Source organism: Grimontia marina (assembly GCF_900060185.1).
GTDB lineage: Bacteria > Pseudomonadota > Gammaproteobacteria > Enterobacterales > Vibrionaceae > Enterovibrio > Enterovibrio marinus.
Window position 1 is genome coordinate 1 of sequence record NZ_FIZY01000187.1, and the last position, 871, is coordinate 871.

1 protein-coding gene is annotated in these 871 nt (G+C 41.4%); it reads left to right on the forward strand.

All coding sequences use genetic code 11. The annotated features are described in order from the left end of the window. Positions 1-154 precede the first annotated feature (154 nt). Positions 155-871: cytochrome C assembly family protein (locus GMA8713_RS25885; protein WP_062715540.1), on the forward strand; the 717-nt coding region annotated here is incomplete at its 3' end.

Consider the following 871-nt stretch of genomic DNA (forward strand, 5'->3'; position numbering starts at 1 on the left):
AGCGATAGAGCAAATAAAAGTCTTCGCTCTATCAATTATTTGCACCTTAAGTAGAACTAAGATGGTGATATATCAAATCAATCGGTATCCAACGTAGCTCATTATCGTGATGCAAGGTATAATTCGCCAATTCAGCCACCATTTTGTAAGAAGTATGGAAAACTTAATCGCAATAGTCGCCACTATTTTGTATTTTTTATCCATAGCGACCATTATTCCAGGCTTAGTTAATCAAACTGGGATTCGTGTGCAGACAGTATTGTTCAGTTCAGCACTGGCGCTGGCTGTTCATGCGTGGTTACTGAGTGATTTAATCTTCAACGCTAATGGGCAAAACCTCAGCATGCTAAATGTGGCATCATTGATCAGCTTTATCATCTCACTGGTGATGAGCATTGCGATGTTAAAAACTCGCTTGTGGTTTCTGTTGCCAGTTGTGTACAGCTTCGCCGCGATCAACGTCAGCGCCGCCTCATTTCTTCCCAGTATGTTTATGACTCACTTAGAAAACAATCCGCCGCTGTTGTTGCATATTTCTCTAGCACTATTTTCGTATTCAACCCTTTCGATTGGCGCACTCTACGCTTTGCAATTGGCTTGGCTGGACTACAAGCTAAAGAAAAAGAAGATGCTAACCAGCAACCCCAATTTGCCACCACTACTGATGGTAGAAAGGCAACTGTTTAAAATCATCTTGATAGGTAACGTATTGCTTACTGGTACCTTGATTACTGGATTTGATTTTGTCGGTGATATGTTTGCTCAAGGCAAAGCGCATAAAGGTATTTTGTCTTTCATTGCTTGGGTTGTCTATTCTGTATTGTTGTGGGGACATTACCGAAAAGGTTGGCGCGGTAGAAAAGTGACTTGG